Origin of the sequence: Sanguibacter inulinus (assembly GCF_013415325.1) — a bacterium.
Taxonomy (GTDB): domain Bacteria; phylum Actinomycetota; class Actinomycetes; order Actinomycetales; family Cellulomonadaceae; genus Sanguibacter; species Sanguibacter inulinus.
On sequence record NZ_JACBYE010000092.1, the window covers coordinates 1 to 5651 of the forward strand.

The 5651-nt window shown below is 71.9% G+C and carries 4 protein-coding genes; 2 read left to right on the top strand and 2 right to left on the bottom strand.

All coding sequences use genetic code 11. From position 1 onward, the window contains the following. Both HZZ10_RS18870 and HZZ10_RS18875 read left to right on the top strand, forming a co-directional pair. The coding region (locus HZZ10_RS18870; protein ID WP_373367346.1) for an ABC transporter ATP-binding protein at positions 1-805 on the top strand (805 nt) is incomplete at its 5' end. Next, positions 802-2133 carry an FtsX-like permease family protein gene (locus HZZ10_RS18875; RefSeq protein ID WP_179914694.1) on the top strand — a complete coding sequence of 444 codons (1332 nt, stop codon included), beginning with the start codon at positions 802-804 and terminating at the stop codon, positions 2131-2133. The genes HZZ10_RS18870 and HZZ10_RS18875, both read left to right, overlap by 4 nt. A 138-nt stretch (positions 2134-2271) precedes the next feature. On the opposite strand, the gene HZZ10_RS18880 is transcribed toward HZZ10_RS18875, so the two are convergent. Both HZZ10_RS18880 and HZZ10_RS18885 read right to left on the bottom strand, forming a co-directional pair. Continuing rightward, entirely contained in the window at positions 2272-4749 is a 2478-nt protein-coding gene (locus HZZ10_RS18880) for a glycoside hydrolase family 65 protein (RefSeq protein WP_179914695.1), read from the bottom strand. After that, on the bottom strand, positions 4746-5522 hold the full coding sequence (locus HZZ10_RS18885) for an HAD family hydrolase (RefSeq protein WP_179914696.1): 777 nt from the start codon (positions 5520-5522) through the stop codon (positions 4746-4748). Before HZZ10_RS18885 ends, HZZ10_RS18880 begins: the two co-directional genes overlap by 4 nt. Positions 5523-5651: the final 129 nt, after the last annotated feature.

Below are 5651 nucleotides of genomic sequence, written 5' to 3' on the forward strand. Positions count from 1 at the left end.
GCCCACACCCCCGCCCCCAGCCCCTGTGCTCCTCGCCGCCCGGTCGTTGCAGATGGTCTACGGCACCGGCCCGACAGCCACCCACGCCCTCGCGGGAGTCGACCTGTCGATCGCCCCCGCCGAGTCCGTCGCGATCATGGGCCCCTCGGGCTCCGGCAAGACCACGCTGCTGCACTGCCTCGCCGGGATCGTGCGCCCGACGTCGGGGTCGGTGCTGTGGAGGGAGCAGGACATCGCCTCCCTCAAGGACACGCAGCGCACGGCTCTGCGCCGCTCCGACTTCGGCTTCGTGTTCCAGTCGGGGCAGCTGCTGCCCGAGCTCCCGGCCGTCGAGAACGCCGCGCTGCCGCTCATGCTCGGCGGCATGCCGCGGGCGCAGGCCGTCGCGACGGCCGTCGTGCGGCTGGGCGAGCTCGGCCTCGCCGGGATGGAAGACCGTCGCCCCGGCGAGCTCTCGGGCGGTCAGGCGCAGCGCGTGGCGATCGCCCGTGCACTGGTCGGCTCGCCCGGCGTGATCTTCGCCGACGAGCCGACGGGCGCGCTCGACCAGACGACCGGAGCCGAGGTGATGGCCGTCCTGACCCAGGCCGCGGCTCGCAGCGGCGCGGCCCTCGTGGTCGTCACCCACGACCCGACGGTCGCGCGCTGGTGCTCGCGCACCGTGGCGATGCGCGACGGCCTGGTCTCGGGCGAGTTCTACGCCCCGGCGGGTCACCAGCCCCCGGCACCCGCCACTCAGCAGGCGACCGCGCCGTCCGCCCAGCAGGCACCCGCACCCCAGCAGCCGGGAGGGCAGGGCCGATGACCGCGACCTGGTCCCTGTGGCGGCTGCTGCGGCGCCGCGGCGCGTCGAGCAGCGACCCGCAACGGCTGACGACCACCCTGGCGATCATCGCCTTCGCGGTCGCGACAGCGCTCCTGCTCGTCGTGCTCGGCGGAGTCGGTGCCTTCGTCGACCGCGCGGCCGCACCGGGAGCGGACGCAGACGCCGAGTCCTACGTCATGTTCGCGTGGATCGCCTCGGGCCTGCTCGTCGTGCCGCTGACGACCCTCGGGGCCGCAGCCGCACGCCTGGCCGTCGCCCGCCGGGACGCCCGGCTGGCCGCGCTACGGCTCGCCGGTGCGTCGACGGGCCAGGTCACCGGTCTCACGGTCCTCGACGCCACAGCGCAGGCCGTCACCGGCGCCCTGCTCGGTGTCGTCGGGTACCTCGCGCTGATCCCGCTGGTCTCGTTGCTGAGGTTCCAGGGCCGCACCTTCGAGCTCGCCGAGCTGTGGACGGGGGTGCCGATCATCCTCGCGGCCCTCGCCGGGGTCGTGCTCATCGCCGTGGTGTCCTCGACCATGAGCCTGCGCAGGGTCGCGATCACGCCCCTCGGCGTGGCCAACCGGGTCCAGCCGCCCGGGCTCACCTGGTTGCGTGCCGCCGTCGCGGTGGGTGCCGTCATCGTCTTCGCGGTCGTCACCACGTCCTTCGGGCAGGTGGGTCTGTCGGTCATCGGGGTGATGCTCGTCCTCGGCTTCACCACGCTCAACCTCGTCGGACCCTTCACGGTGTGGGTCGTCGGCCGGGTGACGGCCCACAGCGCCCGCACGGCCGCGACGCTGCTCGCAGGACGCCGGATGATCGACGACCCCAAGACCGCGTGGCGCAGCGTCGGCGGGGTCGCGCTCGCGACCTTCATCGCGGGGCTCGCGAGCATCACGTCGCTCTTCTCGTCGGCCTCGTCGGGCGCCTCGCCCGAAGACGCCCAGTTCCTCGGGGACGTCGCGACAGGCGGGTACCTCACGCTCGGCATCGCCGGGCTGCTCGCAGCCGTCTCGACGGGCGTGATGCAGGCGGGCAACGTCATCGCGCAGCGAGAGGAGTACCGCGCCCTGTCCCTCGCCGGGACAGACCTGCGGGTCCTCGACTCTGCGCGGATGCGCGAGACCTTCATCCCGCTCGTCGTGACCGTCGGGACGTCGGCGGGCTTCGCGCTGCTCTTCATGCTGCCGGTGCTCGGCGCGGGCATGATCGCGCAGTGGTCTGTCGTCGTGCAGTTCGTGGTGAGCGTGGGGGTCGCGGCGGGACTCGTGCTGGCGGGTGCGGCGGCGTCGCGGACCGTCGTGCGGGACGTCGTGCGCGTCTGACGACGACCACGTCTGGAGACGACAGAGCGCGGCACTCCGACCGGATCACCGGTCGGAGCGCCGCGCTCTGTCGTCTTGCTGGCCATCGTCCTGCTGGCCGTCGTCCCGCTCGCCGTCGCGTCTGGCGACGGCTCCGTCTCAGGAGTGCGGGACGGTCGCCTGGATGAGCGTGCCGTCTTCGCGCCGGTTGCCCGAGAGCCGACGCATGCTCGGGCGGCCCGAGCGTCGCGGCCCCTGGTCGGCGAGCGCGACGACAGTCGGCTCGCCCGGGCGGACGTCGACCTGCTCGCCGCGGACCGAGACGTGCGCGCCGTCGCCGGTCTCGCAGGTGAGCTCGATCGCGTCGGCCGTGAGGTGCACGCGCAGACGCGCCCCCTTGACCGTCACCCGGAAGGTGAGCGAGTCCCACGACGCCGGCAGGCGCGGGTCGAAGGCCACGTGCCCGTCGTGGTCGCGCATGCCGCCGAAGCCGAAGGCGAGCGCCGACCACGAGCCACCGGCCGAGGCCACGTGGACACCGTCGGAGGCGTTGGCGTGCAGGTTCGCGAGGTCCACGTAGACGGACTTCTCGAAGTACTCGAGCGCGAGGTCCTGGTACCCGACCTCGGCAGCCACGATCGACTGCACCACTCCCGAGAGCGTCGAGTCGCCCGTGGTCAACGGGTCGTAGTACTCGAAGTCCGCGAGCTTCTCCTCGGCGGTGAACTGGTTCCCCTGGAGGAACAGCGCGAGCACCACGTCGGCCTGCTTGAGCACCTGGTAGCGGTAGATGACGAGCGGGTGGTAGTGCAGCAGCAGCGGCCGGCGGTCGGCCGGGGTCGCCGCGACGTCCCACACCTCGCGCTCGAGGAAGTGGAAGTCCTGCGGGTGGATGCCCAGGTGCTCGGCCCACGGGATCGACATCTTCGTGGCGGCCTTGGACCACTCGTGCACCTCGGCGGGCGTGATGCCCAGACGGGCGTCGACGTCGGCCCTGGACGCAGGGTCCGTCTCGCCGATGATCTCGAGAGCCCGCACAGCGGCACGCAGGTTGAAGCGCGCCATGACGTTGGTGAAGAGGTTGTCGTTGACGACTGTCGTGTACTCGTCAGGGCCGGTGACACCGTGGATGTGGAACTCGTCGTCCCCGTTGACCCGCCAGAACCCGAGGTCGGCCCACATGCGCGCGGTCTCGACGAGGATGTCGACGCCCTCGCGCTCGAGGAACTCACGGTCCCCTGTCGCGAGCACGTACTGGACGAGCGCATAGCTGACGTCGGCGTCGATGTGGTACTGCGCGGTGCCCGCGGCGTAGTACGCCGAGGCCTCTTCGCCGTTGATGGTGCGCCACGGGAACAGCGCGCCCTGCTGCGACACCTGGCTCGCGCGCTTCCGCGCGGCGTCGAGCATCTGGTAGCGGAAGCGCAACGCGTTCCGGGCGTACCGGGGGCTGGTGTAGGTGAGGAACGGGAGCACGTAGATCTCCGTGTCCCAGAAGTAGTGGCCTCCGTAGCCAGAACCCGTCAGGCCTTTGGCGGGGACACCGCTGCCCTCGGCGCGGGCCGTCGCCTGCGCCAGCTGGTACAGGTTCCAGCGCACGGCCTGCTGGATCTCCGGCTGGTCGGGGATCTCGACGTCGGAGCGTGCCCAGAACTCGTCGAGCCACGTCCGCTGCGCACGGAAGGTGCCCTCGAGCCCGTCACGCCGCGCGCGGTCGAGGGTGCGACCGCACCTGTCGACGAGCTCGCGCGCCGGCACGCCGCGGGAGGTGTGGTACGCCACGGTCTTGGTGAGGTGGATCGGCTGGCCGGGCTGCGCGTCCACGCGGAACACGTGCTTGGCCACGTCGCCCTCGACGAAGGTGTGCAGGTCGACGAGGTTGTCCGTCACCATGTGGTGCTCGGCCGCGACAGCCAGCGTCATGCCCGAGTTCGCCACCGAGTACGAGAGCACCAGACGGTCGTCGTCCGCCGACTGCATCTGCGGGTGCAGCACCCTGTCGGTGAACTGGTTGGCCTTGCGCGGGTCGAAGCCCTCACCCATCGCGGCGGCGCGCACGTGGTACTCGTCCTCGCCGTCCTGCCGGTTGAGGATCTGCGAGGAGATCGCGACGGGCGCGGACTCGTCGAGCATCGTCACCTCGAAGGTCATCACCGCGAGGTGGCGCTCCGCGAAGGACACCATGCGCTGCGACCGGATCCGCACCCGCTTGCCGCCGGGGGTGATCCACACGATCTCGCGGCGCAGCACGCCGTCGCGCATGTCGAGGGAGCGCTCGTAGTCGACGAGCTCGGCGACGGGCAGCAGCAGCGGCTCGTCGTCGACGTACAGGCGGATCACCTTGGCGTCGGGGGCGTTGACGATCGTCTGGCCGACCTGCGCGAGGCCGAAGGCCTCTTCGGCGTGGCGGATCTGCCACGTCTCGTGGAAGCCGTTGACGAAGGTGCCGTGGGTGTGGGACTCGCGCCCCTCCTCGACGTTGCCGCGCAGCCCGAGGTAGCCGTTGGCGACCGAGAACAGCGTCTCGGTGACTCCGAGGTCCTCGGTCGAGAAACGCGTCTCGACGAGGCGCCACTCGTCGGCCGGGAACCTGCTGCGGTCGACGTGCTGCTTCTCGGCAGGCGTGCGAGGGCTCACTGCTCTCCCCCGTCGGTGCGTGCAGAGGTGCCCTCGGCCGCACCGGCCGACGTACCGGCTGAGCGGGTCAGGATGGACGCGTCGAGCTCGCCGAGGTCGGAGACCACGAGGTCCGCACCGGCGGCGAGCAGCGCGTCGGGTCCGACACCCCGGTCCACGCCGAGCACGAGGCCGAAGCTGCCTGCTCGCCCGGAGCGGACGCCCGAGAGCGCGTCTTCGACGACGATCGCCTCGGCTGCGGTCACACCGAGCAGCTCTGCGGCGCGCAGGTAGGTGTCGGGGGCGGGCTTGCCAGGCAGGCCGTCACGCTCGGCGACGGCGCCGTCGACGACGACCTCGAAACGGTCGGCGATCCCGGCGGCGGCGAGCACCGACGGGGCGTTGCGCGACGAGGACACGACGGCGACGTGCGCACCGGCGGCGGTCACGGCGTCGAGGAACCGGACAGAGCCCGGGTAGGGGTCGATGCCCTCCTCGACGAACATCGCGTTGACGATCTGGTTCTTCTCGTTGCCCAGGGCGCACACGGTCGACTCGCCGGGCGCGTCGTCGGTCGAGCCCCACGGGAGCTCGACACCGCGCGAGGCGAGCATGGTGTGGACGCCGTCGAAGCGCGGCTTCCCGTCGATGTGCGCGAAGTAGTCGGCGTCGGTGTACGGCGCGAGCCCACGGGCGGCGCAGAACGGCGCGAACAGCCGTTCCCACGCGCGCATGTGGAGCTCGGCGGTCGGTGTCAGGACCCCGTCGAGGTCGAAGAGCACAGCACGGAGCATGGAGGCGGATCCTTCAGGTCGGACCGGGAAGGGCAGGGGTGGCTCGGAGGTGCGGTCGTCGTACCGCCCCCGGCACCCCCAGCCTACCGACGCGCGCCCGTCCCGGGCGCTCCCTCGCCGCCCGTGTGG

Coding starts and splice junctions, on each gene's coding strand:
- HZZ10_RS18875 (WP_179914694.1), top strand. CDS start 802: ATGACCGCGACCTGGTCCCTGTGGCGGCTGCTGCGGCGCCGCGGCGCG.
- HZZ10_RS18885 (WP_179914696.1), bottom strand. CDS start 5,522: ATGCTCCGTGCTGTGCTCTTCGACCTCGACGGGGTCCTGACACCGACC.